23 protein-coding genes are annotated in these 24,108 nt (G+C 69.2%); all 23 read left to right on the top strand.

The features are described 5' to 3' along the window. Positions 1-11 precede the first annotated feature (11 nt). The 23 genes from fliM (at position 12) to GGR71_RS11545 (ending at position 23,909) form a co-directional block, all read left to right on the top strand. Positions 12-1,019: a flagellar motor switch protein FliM gene (fliM, locus tag GGR71_RS11655; protein WP_019796142.1), complete on the top strand. Its 1,008-nt coding sequence runs from the start codon at positions 12-14 to the stop codon at positions 1,017-1,019. Further along, positions 1,016-1,354 (top strand): flagellar motor switch protein FliN, encoded by a 339-nt coding sequence (gene fliN, locus GGR71_RS11650; protein WP_010343865.1) that lies wholly within the window; start codon positions 1,016-1,018, stop codon positions 1,352-1,354. Before fliM ends, fliN begins: the two co-directional genes overlap by 4 nt. After that, positions 1,351-1,767, top strand: a complete 417-nt coding sequence (gene fliO / locus GGR71_RS11645; protein ID WP_048489845.1) for a flagellar biosynthetic protein FliO — start codon at positions 1,351-1,353, stop codon at positions 1,765-1,767. The genes fliN and fliO overlap by 4 nt, the downstream gene beginning before the upstream one ends. 2 nt (positions 1,768-1,769) lie before the next feature. After that, complete coding sequence (gene fliP / locus GGR71_RS11640) at positions 1,770-2,600, top strand: flagellar type III secretion system pore protein FliP (RefSeq protein WP_160958712.1); 831 nt, start codon at positions 1,770-1,772, stop codon at positions 2,598-2,600. A 4-nt stretch (positions 2,601-2,604) separates the two neighbouring features. Beyond that, entirely contained in the window at positions 2,605-2,874 is a 270-nt protein-coding gene (locus GGR71_RS11635; RefSeq protein WP_048489846.1) for a flagellar biosynthetic protein FliQ, read from the top strand. A gap of 308 nt (positions 2,875-3,182) precedes the next feature. After that, positions 3,183-3,395 carry a hypothetical protein gene (locus GGR71_RS11630; RefSeq protein ID WP_160958710.1) on the top strand — a complete coding sequence of 71 codons (213 nt, stop codon included), beginning with the start codon at positions 3,183-3,185 and terminating at the stop codon, positions 3,393-3,395. Continuing rightward, the gene (fliR, locus tag GGR71_RS11625; RefSeq protein ID WP_048489847.1) at positions 3,395-4,186 is read left to right on the top strand and encodes a flagellar biosynthetic protein FliR; all 792 of its coding nucleotides are present in this window, start codon (positions 3,395-3,397) and stop codon (positions 4,184-4,186) included. Before GGR71_RS11630 ends, fliR begins: the two co-directional genes overlap by 1 nt. A gap of 253 nt (positions 4,187-4,439) precedes the next feature. Further along, a complete protein-coding gene (locus tag GGR71_RS11620; protein ID WP_237474291.1) occupies positions 4,440-7,340 on the top strand; it encodes a ligand-binding sensor domain-containing diguanylate cyclase in 2,901 nt (966 codons plus the stop codon). Between the two features lie 100 nt (positions 7,341-7,440). Further along, a complete protein-coding gene (gene flhB / locus GGR71_RS11615; RefSeq protein ID WP_184451959.1) occupies positions 7,441-8,571 on the top strand; it encodes a flagellar biosynthesis protein FlhB in 1,131 nt (376 codons plus the stop codon). A gap of 17 nt (positions 8,572-8,588) precedes the next feature. Continuing rightward, positions 8,589-10,649 (top strand): flagellar biosynthesis protein FlhA, encoded by a 2,061-nt coding sequence (flhA, locus tag GGR71_RS11610; RefSeq protein WP_184451994.1) that lies wholly within the window; start codon positions 8,589-8,591, stop codon positions 10,647-10,649. 176 nt (positions 10,650-10,825) lie between these two features. Beyond that, positions 10,826-12,451 carry a flagellar biosynthesis protein FlhF gene (gene flhF, locus GGR71_RS11605; RefSeq protein ID WP_160958708.1) on the top strand — a complete coding sequence of 542 codons (1,626 nt, stop codon included), beginning with the start codon at positions 10,826-10,828 and terminating at the stop codon, positions 12,449-12,451. After that, positions 12,438-13,322 (top strand): MinD/ParA family ATP-binding protein, encoded by an 885-nt coding sequence (locus GGR71_RS11600; RefSeq protein WP_010341540.1) that lies wholly within the window; start codon positions 12,438-12,440, stop codon positions 13,320-13,322. Before flhF ends, GGR71_RS11600 begins: the two co-directional genes overlap by 14 nt. Further along, positions 13,319-14,068: an RNA polymerase sigma factor FliA gene (locus GGR71_RS11595; protein ID WP_160958707.1), complete on the top strand. Its 750-nt coding sequence runs from the start codon at positions 13,319-13,321 to the stop codon at positions 14,066-14,068. Before GGR71_RS11600 ends, GGR71_RS11595 begins: the two co-directional genes overlap by 4 nt. Before the next feature lie 17 nt (positions 14,069-14,085). Next, positions 14,086-14,478, top strand: coding sequence for a chemotaxis response regulator CheY (cheY, locus tag GGR71_RS11590; RefSeq protein ID WP_010341542.1), 393 nt, complete (start codon positions 14,086-14,088; stop codon positions 14,476-14,478). Continuing rightward, complete coding sequence (locus GGR71_RS11585) at positions 14,479-15,090, top strand: protein phosphatase CheZ (RefSeq protein ID WP_160958706.1); 612 nt, start codon at positions 14,479-14,481, stop codon at positions 15,088-15,090. A gap of 4 nt (positions 15,091-15,094) precedes the next feature. Further along, positions 15,095-16,837: a chemotaxis protein CheA gene (locus tag GGR71_RS11580; protein WP_160958705.1), complete on the top strand. Its 1,743-nt coding sequence runs from the start codon at positions 15,095-15,097 to the stop codon at positions 16,835-16,837. Between the two features lie 416 nt (positions 16,838-17,253). Continuing rightward, positions 17,254-17,994: a flagellar motor protein gene (locus GGR71_RS11575; RefSeq protein ID WP_160958704.1), complete on the top strand. Its 741-nt coding sequence runs from the start codon at positions 17,254-17,256 to the stop codon at positions 17,992-17,994. Positions 17,995-18,001: 7 nt separating this feature from the next. After that, entirely contained in the window at positions 18,002-18,949 is a 948-nt protein-coding gene (motD, locus tag GGR71_RS11570) for a flagellar motor protein MotD (protein ID WP_184451957.1), read from the top strand. After that, entirely contained in the window at positions 18,949-19,731 is a 783-nt protein-coding gene (locus tag GGR71_RS11565) for a ParA family protein (protein WP_160958702.1), read from the top strand. Before motD ends, GGR71_RS11565 begins: the two co-directional genes overlap by 1 nt. Then, positions 19,728-21,095 (top strand): chemotaxis protein CheW, encoded by a 1,368-nt coding sequence (locus tag GGR71_RS11560; protein ID WP_184451956.1) that lies wholly within the window; start codon positions 19,728-19,730, stop codon positions 21,093-21,095. Before GGR71_RS11565 ends, GGR71_RS11560 begins: the two co-directional genes overlap by 4 nt. Before the next feature lie 108 nt (positions 21,096-21,203). Continuing rightward, the gene (locus tag GGR71_RS11555) at positions 21,204-21,512 is read left to right on the top strand and encodes an STAS domain-containing protein (RefSeq protein WP_010341777.1); all 309 of its coding nucleotides are present in this window, start codon (positions 21,204-21,206) and stop codon (positions 21,510-21,512) included. After that, positions 21,509-21,874 (top strand): response regulator, encoded by a 366-nt coding sequence (locus GGR71_RS11550; RefSeq protein ID WP_010341778.1) that lies wholly within the window; start codon positions 21,509-21,511, stop codon positions 21,872-21,874. Before GGR71_RS11555 ends, GGR71_RS11550 begins: the two co-directional genes overlap by 4 nt. Before the next feature lie 31 nt (positions 21,875-21,905). Then, positions 21,906-23,909 (top strand): chemotaxis protein CheA, encoded by a 2,004-nt coding sequence (locus tag GGR71_RS11545; protein ID WP_043091955.1) that lies wholly within the window; start codon positions 21,906-21,908, stop codon positions 23,907-23,909. Positions 23,910-24,108: the final 199 nt, after the last annotated feature.

Below are 24,108 nucleotides of genomic sequence, written 5' to 3'. Positions count from 1 at the left end.
GCGCTGCCGCGATGACCGACCTGCTCTCCCAAGACGAGATCGATGCCCTGCTGCATGGCGTCGACGCCGGCGTGGTGGACACCGAGCCGGCGCCGGCCGAGCCGGGCGAAGCGCGCAACTACGACTTCTCCAGCCAGGACCGGATCATCCGTGGGCGCATGCCGACCCTGGAGATGGTCAACGAGCGCTTCGCCCGCCTGTGGCGAATCGGCCTGTTCAACCTGATCCGGCGCTCGGCCGACCTGTCGGTGCGCGGCATCGACCTGATCAAGTTCAACGACTACATGCACTCGCTGTACGTGCCGAGCAACCTGAACCTGATCAAGTTCAAGCCGCTGCGCGGCACCGGCCTGATCGTGTTCGAGCCGACCCTGGTGTTCACCGTGGTCGACAACTTCTTCGGCGGCGACGGCCGCTACCCCACCCGCATCGAAGGCCGCGAGTTCACCCCGACCGAGATGCGGGTGATCCAGCTGATGCTCAAGCAGACCTTCGCCGACCTGGCCGAAGCCTGGGCGCCGGTGATGGAGGTGGAGTTCGAGTACCTCAATTCCGAGGTCAACCCGCATTTCGCCAACATCGTCACCCCGCGCGAGTACGTGGTGGTCAGCCGCTTCCACGTCGAGCTGGAGGGCGGCGGCGGCGAGATCCACGTGACCCTGCCGTACTCGATGCTGGAGCCGATCCGCGAACTGCTCGACGCCGGCATCCAGAGCGATCGCGTGGACCGCGACGAGAGCTGGAACATCATGCTGCGCGAGCAGCTGTTCGGCTCGGAAGTGACCATTTCCAGCGTGCTGGCGCAGAAGCAGATGAGCCTGCGCGAGCTGACCCGGCTGAAGATCGGCGACGTGCTGCCGATCGACCTGCCCAAGCAGGTGCCGCTGTGCGTGGAGAACATCCCGGTGTTCACCGGCGAGTTCGGCATCTCGCACGGCCAGAACGCGGTGAAGATCACCGCCACCCATCCCCCCGGCGCGCTGCGCCGTCGTCCCGCTCTCCAGGAAGACCTGCCATGACCCAGACCGATCCCACCCAGCCGGCGCCGGCCCAGTTCGACAGCCTGCAGCCGGACGCCATGGCCGAGTCCAACGACCTGAACCTGGACGTGATCCTGGACGTGCCGGTGACGCTGTCGCTGGAAGTGGGCCGCAGCCGCATTCCGATCCGCAATCTGCTGCAGCTCAACCAGGGCTCGGTGGTGGAACTGGAGCGCGGCGCCGGCGAACCGCTGGACGTGTACGTCAACGGCACCCTGATCGCGCATGGCGAAGTGGTGACCATCAACGACCGCTTCGGCGTGCGCCTGACCGACGTGGTCAGCCCCAGCGAGCGCATCCGGAGACTGCGGTGAGCCTGTTGCTCGCCGTCGCCACGCAGACCGCCAAGCACGGGTCGGGCGTCGGCAACGCGGCGCCGTCGGCGCCCAGCCTGCTCGGCGCGGTGTTCGCGCTGCTGCTGGTGCTGGGGCTGATCCTGGCCATGGCCTGGGTGCTCAAGCGCCTGCCCGGCAGCGGTTTCCGCCCGGCCCAGGGCCTGCGCGTGGTCGCCAGCCTGGCCGTTGGCGCCAAGGAGCGGGTGGTGGTGGTCGAGGTCAACGGCGAACAGCTGCTGCTCGGCGTGTCGCCCGGCGGGGTACGCACCTTGCATCAGCTGCCCGAGCCGCTGCCGCAGGCGCCCGCGCCCACCCTGCCCTCGATCAAGCAGTTCAAGCAGCTTCCCGATTTCGCCCAGCTTCTGGCGCAGAAGCTGCGCAAGGACAAATGACCATGCCGTTTTTCTGGAATCGCAACGCCCGCCGCCTGCGCCTGCTGCTGATCCTGCTGGTCATGAGCCTGCTGCCGGCCTTTGCCTGGGCCCAGGCCACCGCGGCGCCCGCCGCCACGCCGACCGCGCAGGCCCCGCAGAACGCCGCGCCCACCTTGCCCTCGCTGCCAGAGGTCAACGTCGGCAAGATCGGCGCGCAGCCGGTGAGCCTGCCGCTGCAGACCCTGCTGCTGATGACGGCCATCACCCTGCTGCCGTCGCTGCTGCTGGTGCTGACGGCCTTCACTCGCATCACCATCGTGCTCGGCCTGCTGCGGCAGGCGCTGGGTACCGGCCAGACCCCGTCCAACCAGGTGCTGATGGGCCTGGCGCTGTTCCTGACCGCGCTGGTGATGATGCCGGTGTGGGAGAAGGCCTGGGGCCAGGGCATGAGCCCATATCTCAACGGCCAGATCGATTTCCAGACGGCATGGACGCTGACCACGCAGCCGCTGCGCGCGTTCATGCTGGCGCAGGTGCGCGAGACCGACCTGATGACCTTCGCCGGCATGGCCGGCAACGGCACTTACAGCGGCCCGGACGCGGTGCCGTTCCAGGTGCTGGTGGCCTCGTTCGTCACCAGCGAGCTGAAGACGGCGTTCGAGATCGGCTTCCTGATCTTCATCCCGTTCGTGATCATCGATCTGGTGGTGGCCAGCGTGCTGATGTCGATGGGCATGATGATGATGTCGCCGATGCTGATCTCGGCGCCGTTCAAGATCCTGCTGTTTGTGCTGGTCGATGGCTGGGTGCTGACGGTCGGCACGCTGGCCGCCAGTTTCAACGGGGTCTGAGGCCATGAGTCCGGAACTGGCGTTGACCGAGTTGCGCGGGGGGCTGATCACGGTGTTGTGGGTGGCGGGGCCGTTGTTGCTGGCGATGTTGGTGGTGGGTGTGGTGATCGGTGTGTTCCAGGCGGCGACGCAGCTCAATGAGCCGACCATTGCCTTCATCGCGAAGGTGATTGCGTTGACGGCGATGTTGTTCGCGACGGGGAGCATGTTGCTGGCGCATCTGGTGGAGTACACGACGATGCTGTTTCAGCGTATTCCGCATTTGATTGGGTAGCGGGGATGGCTGCTTCGCCGTCTATGCTGACTCTAGCCACCCTTGCTGTTCTTGTTCTTCCTGCGCTTTTATTCGTGCGTGGGAGGCAAAAGCTTTCGCCTTACGGCGAGTCACTTTTCTTTGCTTGTGCAAAGAAAAGTAACCAAAAGAAAGCACACCCCGCCGCAGCGCCCGCTGCGCGGGTCCGCTCCGCTGACGGGATTTTCGGACGGGGCATCCTGCCCCGGCCGAAAACGGCGCACGTCCCTGTGCGCCGCCCCCCTACGGGGGGTTTGACCCGCCAGCTCCGCCGCTACGGAGGGGACCCGGTGGATCAAGAGCTAAACAACAGCAACAACAAAAACAAGAACAACCCCAATAGCAACAACAACGGCAACGGCAATAGTTGCGGCTATGGTGGCGTTGGCTTGGGTGCCGAGCGTGCGGTGTCCGTGATTTTTCACGGACTCGCCGGTCTCCGCTCGCGTCTGGCAGTTGGTGCTGGCCGTTCCTTCGTGATGGCTACCGAGGTCTCGGGCTGATGGATGCCGCCACGCAAATGGTCGTCGATGGGTCGCGGGCGTTCGCGATGGTCGGGGCGGTGCTGTGGACGATGCTGCGGATCGGGGCGATGTTCACGGTGATGCCGTTGGTGGGGACCAAGGCGGTGCCGGGACGGGTGCGGGTGATCCTGTCGGGGACGCTGGCCATCGCGCTGGCGCCGATCCTGCCGCCGGTGCCGGATTGGGATGGGTTCAATGCCGCAGTGGTGCTGAGCGTGGCCCGGGAGCTGGCGGTGGGGGCCAGCATGGGCTTCATGCTGCGCTTGATCTTCGAGGCCGGAGCGATGGCCGGGGAACTGGTCTCGCAGAGCACCGGCCTTGGCTTCGCGCAGATGGCCGATCCGCTGCGCGGGGTCAATTCCGGGGTGCTCGGGCAGTGGTTCTACCTCGCCTTCGGGCTGATGTTCTTCACCACCAACGGGCACCTGGCGGTGGTGTCGCTGCTGGTGGACAGCTACAAGGCGCTGCCGATCGGCACCGCGCTGCCCGATGCGCAGGCCATGGCCTCGGTGGCGCCGAACTTCTTCATGAGCATGATGCGTGGCGCGGTGACCCTGGCGCTGCCGGTGATGGTGGCGATGATGGCGGTGAACCTGGCCTTCGGCGCACTGGCCAAGGCGGCGCCATCGCTGAACCCGATCCAGCTCGGTCTGCCGGTGGCGGTGGTGCTGGGCCTGGCGTTGCTGGCGCTGCTGGTCGGCGAGATGGGGCCGCCGGTGCAGCGCCTGTTCGACGCCGCCTTCGACGCCGCGCGCGCGCTCACCGCCTAGGGCCTGTCGCCACTTCCCGGACAGGCCCTGGCCGGCGCTCAAGCTGCGCCACGACGCAGCCGATACCGGCAGAAGGCCATTGGCGTGACGCCTGGATGAGGGGCGGCGCCGTCGGCCGTCCTTACACTGCCGATCGCCGCCGTCCGCCTCTTCTTTCTTCGCCCGCCGTCCGCCATGTCCCATCGCCCGTCAGCGTTCGCTCGTGCCCGCCATCGCCGTGCCCCACGGCGGCGCAGCGGCGGCTGAGCGGCGCATGCGCACGGTCTTGGGTCGATGCCTGCGATGGCCGCTGTGGCTGCTGCTGTCGGCACTGACCTGCACCGGCACCGCGCAGGCCCAGGTCATCCCGTTGCGGCACTATGCGCAGGACCAGGGCCTGCTCGGCCTGGCCGGGACCTGCCTGCTGCAGCGGCGCGACGGCAGCCTGCTGGTCTGCAGCGAAAGTGGGCTGTACGCCTTCGACGGCGACCAGTTCCAGCAAGTGCCGCTGCAGGGCCGCGGCGGGCATTACATCTCCGACGCTGCCGAGGACGCCCAGCGGCGGCTGTGGGTGGCCACCTTCGATGCGATCTATGTCGACGACGGCGCCCCGGCGCGGTGGATCTCCCTGGAACATGACAGCCTGCCGTCGCATCGTCCGCTGAACCGTCCGCGCCTGGCCGCGCCAGACTGGGGCACCGTGGTGCTGGACGACCACCATGTCCTGCGCGCGGTGCGCAACACCGATACCAAGGGATGGGAGCTGCAGCCCCTGTTCGATGCGGCGGTGCTGGCGCGGCAGCCGGAACTGGCCAATATCCACGACCTGTTCGTCGTCGACGGCACGCTATGGCTGGGCTGCGCCAAGGCCTTGTGCCGGGTCGATGCCGATGGCCGCGCGACCCGCTACGACCAGGCCCAGGGCCTGCCGCCCGAGCTCTGGCGCAACGCGGTCCGCGACCGCGACGGGAGCCTGTGGGTCGTCGGCAGCCGCAAGGTGATGCGGTTGCCTGCCGGCGCGACGCACTTCCAGCAACAAACGCCCCCTGGTCTGGACGGACCGGCCCTGGTGACGTGGCGCACGCCGATCCTGCTGGACCCGCAAGGCCGCGTGCTGGTGCGCACCAACCAGGGCCTGGCGCGCTGGGAACACGGGCACTGGCGCAGCTTCGACCGCCGTAACGGCCTGCCAGAGGGCAACGTCGTCGCCATGCGCTTCGACCAGGCCGGCGACCTGTGGCTGAGCATGGATGGCGAAGGCGTGCTGCGCTGGAACGGCTATGGCTGGATCGAGAACTGGGATGTGTCGCAGGGCATCAGCCGGGCGCCGACCTGGAGCATCGAGCGCACCCAGCGCGGCGATCTGCTGCTCGGCAACGAGGGCGGTGTGGACCGGCTGCGTGAGGATGGCCGCTTCCAGCGCTGGGCCAGCGACAACGGCACGCAGATGATCGGCCTGCGACGCGCTGCCGACGGCACGCTGTGGAGCATCGGGTCGGTGGGCGTGCTGCGCCACTACGACGCACAGGGCCGACTGCTGCGTGCCTACCCGCCACTGGAGGGCATCACCAAACAACTGTTCGTGGATGCGAGCGGCCGGGTGTGGATCCTCACCAACCGTGGTGTGTATCTGCTGCCGCGAGACGACGCCGGGGCGGTGCCGAAAAAGGTGCAGGCACTGCCGGGCGGCGAGTACTCGGACATCCAGCAGCGCCACGACGGCAGCCTGCTGATGGTGGGCATGACCGGCGTGTTCCGACTGCGCGGCGACACTTGGACCCCGATCCGGCTGGTCGTGGACGGCGCGCCGGCGCAGCCCGTACTCAGCAAGCTGCTGGTCCTGGACAACGGCCAGGCCTGGGCCAGCCTGTACGGCCCCGGTGCCTGGCAAGGCCGTCTCGACGGCGACACCCTGCACCTGCAGCCAGCGGATGCGCAGTTGAGCGGCCTGCAGCTCTACAGCCTGCGCCGCACCCGCAACGGCTGGATATGGATCTGCCACAACCAGGGCGTGGACGTCTACGACGGACGCGCCTGGTCGCGGCTGACCCAGGCTCAGGGCCTGCTCTGGAACGACATGTCCGAATCGGCCTTCCACGAGGACAGCGACGGCTCGGTCTGGCTCGGCAGCAGCCGCGGCGTCACCCACCTGCTGGATCCGGCGCGGCTGTTCCCGGCGCAGGCGCCGCGGCTGGCGCTCAAGGAATTCAGCCGCGGCGGCACGGCCATCGCCGAGGGCGCGCGTCTGCCCTGGAGCGAAGATCCGTTGCACATCGCCGTCGGTTCGCCGGACCTGTACGACGAACGCACCCGCATCAGCTTCCGCTACCGGTTCGAGGGCGCACACACGCGCTGGCTGCACACGCCCAACTTCGAGTTCGAGCAACCGCCGCTGGCGCCGGGCCACTACGTGTTGGAGATCCAGTTGCTCGACGCCTACCGGCGCAGCGCCTCGGCGCCGCTGCGGGTGGCGTTCTCGGTGGCGCCGGTGTGGTGGCGCAGCCAGCCGATGCTGGCCCTGTACCTGCTGCTCGGCGGCGGCCTGATGGTGGCGCTGCTGCATTGGCGCGAACGCCGCCTGCACCAGCGCCAGCGCGAACTGGCCGACCTGGTGGCGCGACGCACCGAGGAACTGGAGCACGACAAGCGCGAACTGGAACTCGCCCGCGCCGCACTGGCGGTGAAAGCCTCGCACGATGCCCTCACCGGCCTGCTCAACCGCGCCGGCATCCTCGAGGCGCTGGCCGCGCAGATCCGCCGCAGCGACGCCGAACGGACCCTGCTGGCGGTGGCGATGATCGACCTGGACCATTTCAAGCGGATCAACGACGAACACGGCCACCTGGTCGGCGATGCGGTGCTGATCGAGGTGGCGCGGCGCCTGAGCGCCAACCTGCGCGACGCCGACCTGGTCGGCCGCTATGGTGGCGAGGAGCTGCTGGCCGTGCTGCCGGGCCTGCCGCCCAGTTGTCAGGAACGGCTGCAGGCGCTGCGCACCGTCATCGCCGGGCAGCCGCTGCGCATCGGCGAGCGGCAGCTGGCGATCACCGCCTCGATCGGCGTGGCCTGGTACCGGCCCGGCGAATCCCTGCAGCAATTGCTGGCGCGCGCCGATGCGGCGCTGTACCAGGCCAAGCGCCTGGGCCGCGACCGGGTGGAACTGCAGCCGGCCTAGCCGCGGCCGGACGGTGCGCCGCGGCAGCGCCGGGAGCCTGACCGCGTAGCGGCACGATCCTTGCACCGCGCAGGGTCGATCCTGGCCGAGCGCATCCCCCATGTCCGAGAGCGAAGAAGGCGCAGAGCGCACAGAACAGCCAACAGACAAACGCCTGCGCGAAGCCCGCGAACAGGGCAACATCCCGCATTCGCGCGAACTGGCGACGGCGGCGGTGTTCAGCGCCGGCATCTTCGCCCTGATGGGCCTGTCCACCTCGATGACCGCCGGCGCCGTGGCCTGGCTGAAGCAGGCGCTGCGCCCGGACCTGTCGATGCGCGCCCATCCGGAGGCGATGTTCGGCCATTTCGGCGAGCTGCTGCTGAACCTGCTCTGGGTGGTGCTGCCGCTGGTCGGCATCTGCTTTGCCGCCAGCTTCGCCGCGCCGGTGCTGATGGGCACCCTGCGCTTCTCCGGCCAGGCCTTGATCCCCAAGTTCGACCGGCTCAATCCGATGGCCGGGCTGAGCCGGATGTACGGCGCCGAGACCCTGGCCGAACTGCTGAAATCGATCCTGCGCATGGCGTTCGTGGGCGGCGCCGCGATGCTGTGCCTGTGGGGCAGCGTCGACTTCCTGCGCGGGCTGCTGCTGCAGCCGCTGGAACAGGCCATCGGCCACGGCCTGGGCTTCACCCTGAAGCTGCTGCTGTACACCGCAGGCGCGCTGGCGCTGCTGGCCGCGATCGACGCGCCCTATCAGAAGTGGAATTACATCCGCAAATTGAAGATGACTCGGGAGGAAGTGCGCCGGGAAATGAAGGAAAGCGACGGCAGCCCCGAGGTCAAGGGCCGCATCCGCCAGATGCAGATGCAGATGTCGCAACGACGGATGATGGAAGCCATCCCCAAGGCCGACGTGGTGGTGGTCAACCCCACCCACTACGCCGTGGCGCTGAAGTACGAAAGCGGGCGCATGCGCGCCCCCACCGTGGTGGCCAAGGGCGTGGACGAGATCGCCTTCCGCATCCGCGAGGTCGGCGAGCAGCACCGCGTGGCGGTGATCTCGGCACCGCCTTTGGCACGCGCCTTGTATAGGGAAGGCGAACTCGGCAAGGAAATTCCCGTGAGACTGTATTCCGCGGTGGCGCAGGTCCTCTCGTACGTCTACCAGCTGCGCGCCTGGCGCAGCGGGCCGATGCCGCCGTTGCCGCCGTTGGAAGTGGATGAATTCGCCCCGGGGAGCCAGCCATGAGTCAGCCCGCCGCGCAGATGAACACGCGCAAAGTCATGGACATGATCAAGCACGGGCTCGGTGCCCCGGTGATCGTGTTGCTGATGCTGGCGATGGTGGTGGTGCCGCTGGCCGCGCCGGTGCTGGACGCCCTGTTCACCTTCAACATCGCCATCTCGCTGATGGTGCTGCTGGCGGTGGTGTACGTGAAGCGGCCGCTGGAGTTCAGCATCTTCCCGATCGTGCTGCTGATGACCACGATGCTGCGCCTGGCGCTGAACGTGGCCTCCACCCGCGTGATCCTGATCAACGGCCAGGACGGCCACGGCGCCGCCGGCAAGGTCATCGAGGCCTTCGGCGAATTCGTGATCGGCGGCAACTATGCGGTCGGCATCGTGGTGTTCGCGATCCTGACCATCATCAACTTCGTGGTCATCACCAAGGGCGCCGGGCGCGTGTCGGAAGTGACCGCGCGCTTCATCCTCGACGCCATGCCCGGCAAGCAGATGGCGATCGACGCCGACCTCAACGCCGGCCTGCTGACCCGTGAAGAAGCCAAGGCCCGCCGCGAGGAAGTGCGCGAGGAAGCGGACTTCTACGGCTCGATGGACGGCGCCAGCAAGTTCATCCGCGGCGACGCCATCGCCGGCATCCTGATCCTGTTCATCAACCTGATCGGCGGCATGGCGGTCGGCGTGCTGCAGCATGGCATGCCGGTGGGACAGGCCGCCTCCACCTACACCCTGCTGTCGATCGGCGATGGCCTGGTCGCGCAGTTGCCGGCGCTGCTGGTGTCTTCGGCGGTGGCGATGCTGGTCACCCGCGCCTCGCGCTCGCAGGACATGGGCGCCTCGATGATGGGCCAGGTGTTCGGCCAGCATAAGGCGCTGGCGGTGGCCGCGGCGATCCTGGGCCTGGTCGGCCTGATCCCGGGCATGCCCAACGTCGCTTTCTTGACGCTGGCGCTGATCCTCGGCCTGCTGGCCTGGAAGATGTGGAAGCGCAGCCTGCAGCCGGCGCCGGCCGCCGCCGAGGCGGCGCCACAGGCCGCGGCCGCCGCCCAGGCCAATGCCGAACTGGGCTGGGACGAACTGCGTCCGATCGACCCGCTGGGCCTGGAGGTCGGCTACCGGCTGATCCCGCTGGTGGACAAGGCCCAGGGCGGCGAGCTGATGGCCCGCATCAAGGGCGTGCGCCGCAAGCTGACCCAGGACATCGGCTTCCTGGTACCGCCGGTGCACATCCGCGACAACCTGGAACTGCCGGCCAACGCCTACCGCCTGCTGGTGCACGGGGTACCGGTGGCCACCGCCGACATCCACCCGGACCGCGAACTGGCGCTGGACCCGGGCGGCGCGCTCGGCAAGATCGACGGCATTCCCGGCAAGGATCCGGCGTTCGGCCTGGATGCGATCTGGATCCAGCCGCACCTGCGCGCCCAGGCCGAGACCATGGGCTACACCGTGGTCGACCCGGCCACGGTGATCGCCACCCACCTCTCGCACCTGATCCGCGAGCACGCCCCGGAACTGCTCGGCCACGAGGAAGTGCAGCAGTTGCTGGCGACCCTGGCCAAGAGCGCGCCCAAGCTGGTCGAGGACCTCACCCCCAAGGCGCTGCCGCTGTCGGTGGTGGTGCGGGTGCTGCAGAACCTGCTGATCGAGAAGATCCCGGTGCGGCAGCTGCGCAAGATCGTCGAGGCCCTGGTCGAGCACGCCCCGCAGAGTCAGGAACCCGGCGCGCTCACCGCCGCCGTGCGCAACGCCCTGGGCCGTTTCATCGTCCAGGAGATCGCCGGCATGGCCCCGGAACTGCCGGTGTTCACCCTGGCCCCGCAATTGGAACGTGTCTTGCAAGACTCTACCCAGGGCAACGGCGCGGCGCTGGAACCCGGACTGGCCGAGCGCTTGCACCAAAGTCTGGCGGACTGCGTGAGCAAGCAGGAGGCGCGCAACGAACCGGCGGTGGTGCTGGTGCCGGCGCAGGTCCGCGCCGCCCTCGCCCGCCTGGTCCGCCACAGCGTCCCCGCGCTGTCGGTCCTGTCCTACAGCGAAGTGCCGGAGGACAAGCGGCTGAAGCTGGTGGGGACGATCAGTTGATTGGCGGGGATTGGTGATTTGGGATTCGGGAGTCGCAACAGCGGGCCCGGCACGCGGAGAGAGACAGCAATGACACGAACGAACACAACCAGAGCAAGGCGACCGGATAGCAGCCATGCCATGGCGGCCTCCGCAACCAATCCCCACTCCCCAATCTCGAATCCCGGCACTCACCCATGAAGATCAAACGCTTTGTCGCCCCCGACATGCGCACCGCCTTCCGGATGGTGCGCGACGAGCACGGGCCGGATGCGGTGATCCTGTCCAACCGGCGTACCGACGAGGGCATCGAGATCGTCGCCGCCAGCAACTACGACGAGGCCCTGGTGCAGCGGGCGCTGGATTCCGTGCGCCCGGACGAGGCGCCGCGCGCCGCCGCTCCGGCGCAGGCGCCGGCCACTGCCGCCCCGCGGGCCGCACGCAGCGAAAGCGCCGCGGCCAGCCCGGCGATGGCGATGATGGCCGCGATCAGCGAGCGCCGCGGTGGTGCCGCGACCGCCCCGGCCGCCGCCACCCGGCCGCTGACCCAGCCGGCGGCGCTTGCCGCCTCGGTCATGCCCGCCGCGACGGCCCCGGCTGCCGCAGCACGCCCGGCCGCAGCGGCCAAGGCCCCGGCTCCGGCTCCGGCTCGTGCCGAGTTCAGCATTCCCGAAGACGTATTCCGCAACGCCCCGATCAGCGTGCCCATGCCCAGCCCGTTCGCAGCCGCTCCGCCTGCTCCGGCCGCCGAGACGGTGCCGGCTTGGCGCGACGACGTCGCCGCGGTGGCGCTGACACCGGTGGCGCGCCCGGCCGCGGCCGCCCCCAGCGTGGCCAAGGCCGACGTGGCGGCCGCTGCCGGAATCCCGGCGGCCGCGCCACTGGCGGCGGTGCCGCCCTTCCCCGCCCCGCAGAACGACGAACAATTGACGCAGCTGCGCGACGAACTGTCGCTGATGCGGCAGATGATCGAGCGCGAGATGAACCGCCTCACCGACGAGCGCCTGCGCGGCTCGCCGGTCCGCGCCCAGGCGCTGGAACTGATGGACGACTACGGCTTCGACAGCGGCATCACCCGCGACGTGGTCATGCAGATCCCCGCCGACCTGGAACTGCACCGCGGTCGCGGGCTGATGCTGGGCCTGCTGTCCAAGCGCCTGCCGATCGCCCCGCTGGACCCGCTCGAGGAAGGCGGCGTGATCGCCCTGATCGGCCCGACCGGTGCCGGCAAGACCACCACCATCGCCAAGCTGGCCTCGCGCTTCCTGGAGCGCCACGCCGCCCGCGACGTGGCCCTGGTCACCACCGACACGGTCCGCGTCGGCGGCCGCGAACAGCTGCACAGCTACGGCCGCCAGCTCGGCATCGCCGTGCACGAGGCCGACAGCGACGCCGCGCTGCAGCAGCTGCTGGAGCGCCTGGCCGACTACAAGCTGGTGCTGATCGACACCGCCGGCATGGGCCAGCGCGACCGCGCCCTGGCCGCCCAGCTGCACTGGCTGCGCGCCTCGCGTGTGGTCCGATCCTTGCTGGTCCTTCCCGCCAATGCCCATTTCTCCGACCTGGACGAGGTGGTGCGCCGGTTCGCCGGCGCCGACCCGCAGGGGGTCATCATGACCAAGTTGGACGAGACCGGGCGGTTCGGCAGTGCCTTGTCGGTGGTCGTGGACCACCGCCTCCCCATCACCTGGGTGACCGATGGACAGCGTGTGCCGGACGACCTGCACCGCGCCAACGCCGCCAGCCTGGTATTGCGCCTTGAAGATTTGCGGCGCGCTGCCGATAAGCCCTGTACTCCGGAGCAGACCCATGCCGTCGCGTGACTACGTCAATCTGACCAATGCCTTCCCCCTGTCGGCGACGCGTAGCGAACCGCTGGGTCCGGTGCGCACCATCGCCGTGACCGGCGGCAAGGGCGGCGTGGGCAAGACCAACATCTCGGTGAACCTGTCCATGGCGCTGGCCGACATGGGCAAGCGCACCCTGCTGCTGGACGCCGACCTCGGCCTGGCCAACGTCGACGTGCTGCTGGGGCTGACGCCCAAGTTCACCGTGGCCGACCTGGTCGCCGGGCGCTGCACCCTGGAAGAGGTGCTGATCGACATGCCCAACGGGCTGATGGTGGTGCCCGCCGCCTCCGGCCGCCGCTACATGGCCGAGCTGCCGCCGGCCCAGCACGTGGGCCTGGTCAACGTGTTCTCCGAGCTGCAGCGCGAGCTGGACGTGATGATCGTCGACACCGCCGCGGGCATCACCGACAGCGTGCTGACCTTCTGCCAGGCCGCGCAGGACGCGGTGGTGGTGGTCTGCGACGAGCCGGCCTCGATCACCGACGCCTACGCCCTGATCAAGGTCCTCTCGCGCGAGCGCGGCGTGGACCGGGTGCAGATCGTCGCCAACATGGTCCGCGACCTCAACGAAGGCCGCCTGCTGTACGACAAGCTCAGCCGGGTCTGCGAGAAGTTCCTCGGCGACGTGTCGCTGAACTACCTGGGCTGCGTGCCGCAGGACGACTGGCTGCGCCTGTCGGTGCAGCGCCAGCAGCCGGTGGTCAAGGCCTACCCGTCCAGCCCGTCGGCGCAGGCGATCTCCGAGATCGCCCGTCGCACCGCACGCTGGCAGGCGCCGACCGCCCCACGCGGCAACGTCGAGTTCTTCGTCGAACGCATCATCCAGCGCGGGGTGGCCGCATGAACGCCGCCGCCCACTACCGCGCCGTCCAGCGCAACAGCGCCAACGACTACATCGCCCAGCACTCGGACCTGGTCCGGCGCATCGCCCACCACCTGGCCGCGCGGCTGCCGGCCAGCGTCGAGATCGACGACCTGATCCAGGCCGGCATGATCGGCCTGATCGAGGCCTCGCGCAGCTACGACGCCGAACAGGGCGCCTCGTTCGAGACCTACGCCTCGATCCGCATCCGCGGCGCGATGATCGACGAGATCCGCCGTGGCGACTGGGTGCCGCGCTCGGTGCACCGCCGCGCCCGCGACGCCGCCTCGGCGATCCGCAAGATCGAACAGAGCACCGGCCGTGCCGCCGCCGCCAACGAAGTGGCCGCGGCGATGGACATGCCGCTTCCCGAATACCTGCGTTTGATGGAAGATGCCGCCCGCGGCCAGGTGCTGAGCCTGGAGTCGCGCATCGAGGACCATGGCGAGCTGGATACCATCGCCAAGGGCGGACCCAATCCGCAGCAGATGCTCGAGCGCAGCGAATTCGGCCGCGAGCTGGGCAAGGCCATCGCGCAGTTGCCCGAACGCGAGCAGTTGGTGCTGTCGCTGTACTACGAGCAGGAATTGAACCTCAAGGAAATCGGCGCGGTACTCGGGGTCAGCGAGTCGCGCGTGTGTCAGATCCATGGCCAGGCCACGGTACGGTTGCGCGGACGCCTGAAGGCGTTCCAAGTCGCCGATGCCGGCCTGGAAGACGAAGAATAGGAACCTAGGAGTCAGTGGTGAACAAGAACATGCGGATTTTGATCGTGGACGATTTCTCGACGATGCGACGCATCGTCAAGAATCTGCTCGGCGATCTGGGCTTCACCAACACCGCCGAGGCCGAAGACGGCAACAGCGCCCTGGCCGCGCTGCGCTCGGCGCCGTTCGAGTTCGTGGTCACCGACTGGAACATGCCGGGCATGACCGGCATCGATCTGCTGCGCAACATCCGCGCCGACGACAAGCTCAAGCACCTGCCGGTGCTGATGGTCACCGCCGAGGCCAAGCGCGAGCAGATCATCGAGGCCGCGCAGTGCGGCGTGAACGGCTACATCATCAAGCCGTTCACCGCGCAGACGCTGCAGGAGAAGCTGGGCAAGATCTTCGAGCGCCTGGGGGCGACCGCCTAAATGGAAGCCACCGCCGAACGTACCGCCCTGATCGAACGCCTGCAAGGCGCGCTGGACGCGCTGGAGAATGGCGACGAGGCCGGCTGGCGCCGGGAAATCGACACCCTCGCCGCCTGGCGGACGCGGCCGATGATGCAGGGCCTGAGCCGGCTCGCGCGCGATCTGGGCCAGGCGCTCGGCGAACTGCCGGTGGTACCCAGCGAGGCCGGCGAACTGGACGACGCCTGCTCGCGCCTGGACCACGTGGTGGAGATGACCGAACAGGCCAGCCACCGCACCCTGGACCTGGCCGAGGAATGCCGCACGCTGGCCAACCAGCTGGCCGCCGGCGGCCTCAGCGGCGACCAGAGCGAGATCCTCGACAAGATCCGCCACAACCTCACCGAGATGGCCCTGGCGCAGAGCTTCCAGGACCTGACCGGGCAGATCATCCGCCGCGTCGCCGGCATCGTGCGCCGCGTGCATGAGGGTTTCGGCGCACTGGGTTTGCCGCCGAAGGAAGAAAACAAGAAGGCCGACGGCGGCCTGGCCGGCCCGGCCCTGCCCGGCCTGGACCGCCACGGCGTGTCGCAGAACGACGCCGACGACCTGCTCTCGGGCCTGGGACTGTAATGCCATGAGCGCCGTACCCGACGACATCGCTGCCGACTTCATCATCGAGGCCCAGGAAATCCTGGACCGGCTCGGCGAGCAGTTGGTGTCGCTGGAGCAGGCGCCCGAGGACAGCGGCCAGCTCAACGCCGTGTTCCGCGGCTTCCATACGCTCAAGGGCGGCGCCGGCTTCCTGGCGATCAACGCCATGGTCGAGCTGTGCCACGCCGCCGAAGAAACCCTGGGCATGGCCCGCGCCGGCCAGGCCATCCTGCAGGCGCGGCACTTCGACGCCGCGCAGCAGTCGCTGGACTACCTGCAGTCGATGCTCGACGCCTTCGGCAGCGGCCAGGAGCCGCCACGCGCGCCGACGGAACTGATCGCGCAGTTCGATGCGCACGGCGACGCCGCCCCGGCGCCGGCCAAGAGCACCGCGCCGGCACCCGCCGCCGTACCGGCCACCGCCGCGGCTGCGGGGGATCTGATCAGCGACGACGAATTCGAGGCGCTGCTGGACCAGTTGCACGGCGATGCGCCGCCGACGGCCACACCGCAGGCGCTGCAGCCGGCGCCGCGCGCGCCCAGCGCCGCGCCCAAGGCCGCCGCCCCGGCCAAGGCCGCCGAACCCGAACACACCGTGCGCGTGGACACCAAGCGCCTGGACGCGATCGTCAACCTGATCGGCGAACTGGTGCTCTCGCGCAACCGCCTCAAGACCCTGCGCGTGCGCCTGCGCGACGAGGAACTGGACCGTGCGGTCAGCAGCCTGGACATCGCCACCGCGCGCCTGCAGTCGGCGGTGATGCGCACGCGCATGCAGCCGGTCGGCAAGGTGTTCTCGCGCTTCCCCAAGGTGGCGCGCGACGTCGCCCGCTCGCTCAACAAGGAAGTGGAGCTGGAGCTGATCGGCGCCGACACCGAACTGGACCGCAACCTGGTCGAGGCGCTGGCCGATCCGCTGGTGCACCTGGTGCGCAACGCGATCGACCACGGCATCGAAGCGCCGGCGCTGCGCGAAGCCACCGGCAAGCCGCGCGGCGGCCACGTGCGCCTGTCGGCGCAGCAGGAAGGCGACTACGTCAGCATCGAGGTGCAGGACGACGGCGCCGGCATCGACCCCGAGCGGCTGCGCGCCAAGGCGCGCGAGAAGGGCCTGATCGATCCCGAGGCCGCCGCCCGCCTCAGCACCGAGGAATGCCTGCACCTGGTGTTCCTGCCCGGCTTCTCGACCAAGTCGGAAGTCACCGACATCTCCGGCCGCGGCGTCGGCATGGACGTGGTGCAGTCGCGCATCCGCGAACTCAGCGGCCAGATCCAGATCCAGTCGGAACTGGGCCGCGGCAGCCGCTTCCTGATCCGCGTGCCGCTGACCCTGGCGATCCTGCCGACCCTGCTGGTGCAGGCCGGTGACACCGTCTATGCGCTGCCGCTGGCGCGCGTGGTGGAAGTGCTGCATGCGCCGCGCCGCTCGCTTGGCTGGTTCGACGGCCGCGCCGTGCTCGACCGGCAATCGCACACCCTGCCCCTGGTGGACCTGCGCCAGTGGCTCAACATCGACGCCCCGCAACTGCCGCTGCTCACCGTGGTGGTGCTGCAGGCCGGCGAATCGCGCATGGGCCTGGTCGTGGACCAGGTCCGCGGCCGCGAGGAAGTGGTGATCAAGCCGCTGCCGCGCTCCCTGCGCGGCCTGCCCGGCTACGCCGGCGCCACCCTCATCGGCGACGGCCGCCTGGCGCTGATCCTGGATGTGGATGGGCTGAAGGCTTGAGAAGCCGGGATTGGGGAATGGGGATTGGGGAATCGTAAGAGCGGGTTTCCTGGCGCCTCCTTTCCTCTGTAGGAGCGGCTTTAGCCGCGACGCGGTAAGGCTGGGATTCGGGAATCGGGATTGGGGAATCGCAAAAGCGGCTCCCCGCCGCATCGCTTCCCTTGTAGGAGCGGCTTCAGCCGCGACGCCATGAAGCCGGAATCGCTGCTTGGCGATAAAGCGCGGCGCTCGGCTCCCTGCCGACACGATCCGAACGATTGTGCAGAGGCAACGCGCCAAGGTCAGCGCGTCGCGGCTGAAGCCGCTCCTACGACACACCGACCAACCCGCCTCGCTCGCGCTCTTGCGACTCCCCAATCCCGAATCCCGAATCCCCAACCCATCAAGTCCCCCGCCCCGTTGCCGATACCTCCTGCATGGACAAGCTCAGTCTCATCGGCCTGCTGTTGGCGATTCTGTCGCTCATCGGCGGCAGCATCCTCAAGGGCGCCGGCATTTCGGCGCTGTGGTCGCCGGCTGCGTTCGTGATCGTGATCGTCGGCACCGTCGCCGCGATCCTGGTGCACACCCCGCCGTCCGTGTTCCGGCGTGCGTTCCAGATCGCCAAGTGGCTCCTGTGGCCGCCGCCGAGCGATCGCCAGGCACTGCTCAAGCAGATCGTGGAATGGAGCAACATCGCCCGCCGCCAGGGCCTGCTCGGCCTGGAGAACCAGGTGCCGCAGCAGCAGGATCCGTTCGTGCGCAAGGGCCTGCAGATGCTGGTGGACGGCGTCGAGCCGGAAGCCATCCGGCACATGCTGGAGATCGACCTGGAAGGCCAGGAACACTGCGACCTGGCTGCGGCCAAGGTGTTCGAGGGCATGGGCATCTACGCGCCGACCCTGGGCATCATCGGCGCAGTGCTGGGCCTGATCGCAGTGATGAAGAACCTGGCCGACCCGAGCAAGCTCGGCCACGGCATCGCCGCCGCGTTCACCGCCACCATCTACGGCATCGCCTCGGCCAACCTGCTGTTCCTGCCGATGGCCGCCAAGCTCAAGAGCGTGATCAAGCACAGCTGCGGCGAGCGCGAAATGATCATCGAAGGGTTGATCGCCATCGCCCAGGGCGAGAACCCGCGCAACATCGAATCGAAACTGGCCGGATTCTTGCATTGAGTTGCCAATGGCCCGCAAGCACTCCCACGACGAGCACGCCAACCACGAGGCATGGGCCATCCCCTATGCCGACCTGATGACGTTGCTGCTCGCTTTCTTCGTGGTGATGTACGCACTGTCCACGATCAACGAAGCCAAGTACCGGGTCATGGCCGACGCCATGAGCGCCGCATTCGGCGGCACCCCGAAGACCCTGCGTCCGGTGCAGGTCGGCGATCAGGCGCTGCAGGGCCAGGGCGGCGATCGCCCGACCCCGATCAAGTCCAGCCCGGCGCTGACCCTGCCCGATCCCAACCGCCTGCCCTCGGGCACCGCGCAGCGCGGCGACGACCTACGCGACGCGCAGCAACTGCGCCGCGCGCAGCGCCAGCTCGACAGCATCGCCGACCGCCTCGGCGCCGCATTGGCGCCGCTGATCCAGAAGAAGCTGATCACCGTGCGCCGCGCCGGGCTGTGGATCGAAGTGGAGATCAACAGCGACATCCTGTTCGGCTCCGGCTCGGCCGCGCTCGACCAGAGCGCGCGTGCCACCCTGGCGGAACTGGCGCAGGTGCTGGCCGGCGTGCCCAACGGGGTGCGCGTGGAGGGCTACACCGACAACACCCCGATCGCGACCTTGCAGTTCCCGTCGAACTGGGAACTGTCGGCGGCGCGCGCGGCCAGCGTGGTCCACCTGTTCGCCGACCAGGGCCTGCAGCCCTCGCGGCTGTCGATGATCGGTTACGGCCAGTTCCGCCCGCGCGCCAGCAACGACACCCCGGCCGGCCGCAACGCCAACCGCCGGGTGGTGCTGGTGATCCTGGCCGATTCCGGCGACAGCACCGATCCGACGCCGTCGGCCACCGACCGTTTGAGTGCCGGCGCCGCGCCGGCCACCCCGACACCCCCCGCCGCGGCGGCCGCCGGCAATGCTGGCAGCCCCCGTGCAGCACCTGCCATTGAAGGAGTCAACTGATGCGCATCTGGGCGATCGCCAACCAGAAAGGTGGCGTGGGCAAGACCACCACCACGCTGGCCCTGGGCCGTGGGCTGGCCATGCTCGGGCACCGTGTGCTGATGCTCGATCTCGATCCGCACGCCTCGCTGACCCGGGCCTTCGACGTGCCCCAGGAACCGCAGCCGCCGGGCGTGCTCGACCTGTTCGCGACCCCGCCGGGCGAACTCGCCGCGCTGGCCCGCGACACCGCGGTCGAGCGCCTGAGCTTCGTCTGCGGGCAGACCGCGCTGGCCACGCTGGAACGGCGCAGCGCCAACCAGCCTGGCCTGGGGCTGGCGCTGCAGCAGGCCATGGCCCGCCATGCCGGCCAGCACGACTACATCCTGCTCGACTGCCCGCCGACCCTGGGCCTGCTGATGATCAACGCGCTGGCCGCGGCCGACCGGGTGATCATCCCGACCCAGGCCGAGCCGCTGGCCCTGCACGGCCTGGCCAGCATGGTCCGCACCGTGGACATGGTCGAGCGCTCGCGGCGTCGGCCGCTGCCCGCCTCGATCCTGCCGACCCTGTTCGACAAGCGTACCCGTGCCGGCAACGAGACCCTGCGGCAGATGCAGGACAGCTACGGCGAGCGGGTGTGGGAAGACGCGATCCCGGTCGACACCAAGATCTGCAACGTCAAGGCGCTGACCGTGGCTAGCGTGCCGGGCGACTACCCCGGCCGTGGCCTGGCCGCCTACCGCCGCGCGCTGGAATGGCTGATCGCCAGCGACGCCACGCCGATGGAGCAAGCCGCATGAGCACCCCCGGGATCATCGACGATTACCTGGAAGGCCTGCTCCACGACGTGATCGCCGAGGAGCAGAAGGCGGTGCCGCCGAGTCCCGCGCCGGTCGCAGTCGCCGACGTGGAAGCGGAAACCGAGACTCCGGCGCCCGCGGTGGCCGGCCCGACACCCGAACAGATCGCTGCCGCGGTCCTGGCCGAGGCGGACGCCGATCCGGCCCTGGCCGGCATCATGTCGCAGCAAGCACTCGCGCCCGCCCCGGCCGGCCCGACGCCCGAAGAAATCGCCGCCGCGGTCCTGGCCGAAGCCGATGCCGATCCGGCCCTGGCCGGCATCATGTCGCAGCAGGCGCTCGCGCCCGCCACGGCCGGCCCGACACCCGAAGAAATCGCCGCCGCGGTCCTGGCCGAGGCCGACTCCGATCCGGCCCTGGCCGGCATCATGTCGCAGCAAGCACTCGCGCCCGCCCCGGCCGGCCCGACGCCCGAGCAGATCGCCGCCGCGGTCCTGGCCGAAGCCGATTCCGATCCGGCCCTGGCCGGCATCATGTCGCAGCAGGCGCTCGCGCCCGCCACGGCCGGCCCGACACCCGAAGAAATCGCCGCTGCGGTCCTGGCCGAGGCCGACTCCGATCCGGCCCTGGCCGGCATCATGTCGCAGGACGCGCCCGCGCCTGCCGCGCTGACGCCGGCCCAGCAGGCCGAGCGCCAGGCCGACCTGGACGCGGTCGCGGCGATGGAGCGGCAGCGTGCCGCAGTGCCGCGCGATCTGGCCGCCGAAGACGATGCCGCCGCCGCGCGCGCGGTCAAGCGCCCGCCGATGGCGGTGCCGCCGGAACGCCGTGCCGAGGCCAGCCGCGCCCAGGCGGCCGGCGCCAAGTTGCCGCCGAATCTGCAGGCCTTCATGGCGCCGAGCGTGCCGCACGGCTCGGCCATCGCGCCCGAACGCCTGGCCGAGCGCCGCACCCGCTGGCTGCGCCTGCGCTGCGGCGAGCAGGCCTACGCGCTGGAGCTGCTGAAGGTGCAGGAAGTGGTGCTGCCGGTGCCGCTGCTGGCGCTGCGCGGCACCCCGCCGGCCATGCTCGGCATCATGAACCTGCGCGGCCAGGTGGTGCCGGTGCTCGACCTGGGCGTCCACCTGGGCGCGGCCCCGATCGAGATGGACATGCTCACCCGGGTGGTGGTGCTGGAAGAGAACGGCGAGACCCTGGGCCTGCGCGTGTCCGCGGTGGAAGACGTGGCCAGCCTCAGCGACCAGCAGATCGAGCCGCCGGACAACGCCCGCATCTGCCGCATTTCCAACCATCTGTTCCGCGGCGTGGCGCGGCTGGCGCAACAGCCGATGATCCTGCTCGACGCCGAGCAACTGCTGCACTGACCCGCGCGGCGGGCGGCAACTGGGAACGGTGCCGCACTTTCCAACCGCCGCTAAAGCTTTTCAGGCCACGGCCGTTATCTGCCATAGAACCATTGGTGCGGAGCAATGATGAGCACAGTCCCCCTTGGCGAAGATCTCGGTATCGAGACCAGCGCCGACCTGAAACAACGCCTGACCGCGTTCCTTGCGTCGGACGACGTGCTGCGACTGGACGCCGGCGAAGTGCGCCGCATCCATACCGCGTCCGTACAGGTGCTGTGCGCATTCGTCGATGCCCGCCGCAAGGACGGCAAGCGCACCGAATTCGAGGCCTGCAACGCGACCTTTCGCGACGCGGCCCGCCTGCTAGGAGTCAGCGAATCGCTGGGCCTTCCTGCAACCCCTGACAATCTGAAATCTGTGGAGAACGCGGCATGAGCGCACGTATCTTGGTAGTGGACGATTCGGCGTCGATGCGCCAGATGGTCTCCTTCGCCCTCACCTCGGCCGGCTTTGCCGTCGAAGAAGCAGAAGACGGCGCGGTCGCGCTGGGCCGCGCCAAGGGCCAGCGCTTCAACGCGGTGGTCACCGACGTCAACATGCCGAACATGGACGGCATCACCCTGATCCGCGAACTGCGGCAGCTGCCGGACTACAAGTTCACCCCGATGCTGATGCTGACCACCGAGTCGGCGGCGGAGAAGAAGTCCGAGGGCAAGGCGGCCGGCGCCACCGGCTGGCTGGTCAAGCCGTTCAATCCCGAACAGCTGATCGCCACCGTCCAGAAAGTCCTGGGCTGATCCCTCTCCACCTTTTCCGGATTCCCGCCCCATGAGCATGGACCTGCAGCGTTTCCACGCCACCTTCTTCGAGGAAAGCCGCGAAGGGCTGGACGCGATGGAAGCCGGATTGCTGTCGTTGGAAGAAGGCAATCGCGACCCCGAGACCATCAACTCGGTGTTCCGCGCCGCGCACTCGATCAAGGGCGGCGCCGCTACCTTCGGCTTCGAAGCGATGGCCGGCCTCACCCACGTGCTGGAGACGCTGCTCGACGAGCTGCGCGCCGGCAAGCGCGAAGTCGAAGCGCACGCGATCGACGCCATCCTCGGCTCGGTGGACGTGCTGCGCGCCCTGCTGCGCGAAGCCGAACACGGCGTCCCGGCCGATCCGGCCGCGGTCAAGGCCGTGCACGAGCGCCTGCAGCACGCGTTGAACGGCGGCCCCGCCGCGCCGGCTGCCGCCACCCCGGCGGCGAACCAGCCGGCCGAGCCGGAAGCCTGGCAGATCGGCTTCACCCCGGCGCCGTCGCTGTTCATGAGCGGCAACGACCCGCTGCGCATCATCCGCGAACTCGAACACCTCGGCCCGCTGCAGGTCGCCTGCCGCAGCACGCGCCTGCCCGGCTTCGCCGAACTCGACCCGCTCGAGGCCTACCTCGCCTGGGACCTGGGCCTGGTCGGCAAGATTCCGCGCAGCGCGATCGAAGACACCTTCGCCTGGGTCATCGACGACTGCGAACTGGAGATCCGTCCGGTGCCGCCGCCGAGCCTGGCCACCGCACCGGCGCCGGTGCTGACCGCGCCACCGACCGCCGCCACCGCCGCGCCGGCCGCGGCTGTGGCCGCCAATGCCCCGGCCGGCAATGCTGCCGCCGCGCACGAAGCGGAAAGCTCGATCCGCGTCAGCGTCGACAAGGTCGATGCGCTGATCAACCTGGTCGGCGAACTGGTCATCACCCAGGCCATGCTCAAGCAGGTCTCCACCGGCCTGGACCAGGCGGTGGCCGAACGCCTGTTCGCCGGCCTGGATCTGCTCGAACGCAACACCCGCGACCTGCAGGAAGCGGTGATCGGCGTGCGCATGCTGCCGGTGGACGCGGTGTTCCGCCGCTTCCCGCGCCTGGTCCGCGACCTGTCCACCCGCCTCGGCAAGCAGGTGCGCCTGCGCACGATTGGCGAGGGGACCGAGCTGGACAAGGGCCTGATCGAGAAGATCGCCGATCCGCTGGTGCACCTGGTGCGCAACTCGATCGACCACGGCCTGGAACTGCCGGAGGCGCGCCGCGCCGCCGGCAAGGACGAGACCGGCACCATCACCCTGGCCGCGTCGCACCAGGGCGGCCACATCGTCATCGAAGTCAGCGACGACGGCGCCGGCCTCAACCGCAACCGTATCCTGGCCAAGGCCGCCGAACGCGGCATCGCCGTGCCGGACAACCCGAGCGATGCGCAGGTCTGGGACCTGATCTTCGCCCCCGGCTTCTCCACCGCCGATGCGGTCACCGACCTGTCCGGCCGTGGCGTCGGCATGGACGTGGTCCGCCGCAACATCCAGGGCCTGGGCGGCGAAGTGCAACTGGAAAGCGAATCCGGCCGCGGCACCCGCGTGCTGATCCGCCTGCCGCTGACCCTGGCCATCCTCGACGGCATGACCGTGGCGGTGTCCGGCGAGACCCTGATCCTGCCGCTGGCCTACGTCATCGAGGCGCTGCAGCCCAAGGCCGACGACATCCGCACCATGGCCGGCGAAGGCCGCGTGCTGCGGGTCCGTGGCGAATACCTGCCGATCCTCTCGCTCAGCGACTCCTACGGCTTCGGCCGCATCGAGCAGAGCGAAGAGCCGCTGGTGGTGGTGGTCGAGGCCGATGGGCAGAAGCTGGCGCTGGAAGTGGACGAGCTGATCGGCCAGCAGCAGGTAGTGGTCAAGAACATCGAGAACAACTACCGGCGCATCAGCGGCATCTCCGGTGCCACCATCCTCGGCGACGGCCGCGTCGCCCTGATCGTGGACATCGGCGGCCTGGTCCGCTCGCTGCGGGTGCAGCAGGCGGCCTGATCGCCTCGCCCTCCCGTGTCACGCCATACACGAGCCCCGGCAGCGATGTCGGGGCTTTTGTTTGCCGTGTCTCCGGCCGATCCGCCGCTCCGGGCATGGCCGCCGCCCGCGCGGCCAACATGCGCTGCATAGGCGATGGCGCTGCGCCACTCGCACACGACGTACGAAAGCCAAAAAAAGCGCTAAAGAACGCAGCACA

The sequence above is a fragment of the Xanthomonas sp. F1 genome (genome assembly GCF_014199855.1).
This window is presented reverse-complemented; position numbering and strand designations above follow the sequence as displayed.